Genomic DNA, 622 nt, shown 5'->3' on the forward strand with positions numbered 1-622 from the left:
CGTGACACATTCGTCGGTTTTGAAAGTGCTTCTTGGGGTCAAGTTCGTCTAGGTCGTGTTTTGACACCTATGTACGAATTGGTTGACTGGCCAGCATCTAACCCAGGTCTAGGCGATGTTTACGACTGGGGTGGTGCAATCGGTGGTGCTAAGTACCAAGACCGTCAATCAAACACCATTCGTTGGGACTCTCCAATGTACGCAGACAAGTTCTCTCTAGATATTGCAGCGGGTGCTGGTGATAAAGCGGGTCTAGGTGCTGGTAATGATTACTGGGGCGGCATCGCGGCTCACTACAAGTTAGGTCCACTACAATTGGATGCTGCTTACGAAGGTAACCGTAACATTGAATCTGAAGGTCAAACTTGGGAAAACAACACGTACCTAGTTGGTGTTCAAGGTTGGTTTGATAACGGTATTTCGTTCTTCGCTCAATACAAATACATGGAAGCGGACGCAAGCAACGGCGTGAACGAGAAGCAAGATGCAATGTCTGCAGGTCTGATGTACACGACAGGTGACTGGCAGTACAAGCTAGGTTACGCAGCGAACTTCGACCTAGAACGTGACGGTAAGACAATTAACGATACAGCAGACGATGTACTATCTGCACAAGTTATGT

1 pseudogene is annotated in these 622 nt (G+C 47.7%); it reads left to right on the top strand.

Annotated features, from left to right (window positions below):
• A pseudogene (chiP, locus tag R8N47_RS26285) lies at positions 1-622 on the top strand (chitoporin); the annotation flags it as partial.

It is taken from the genome of Vibrio sp. 2132-1 (assembly GCF_033344315.1).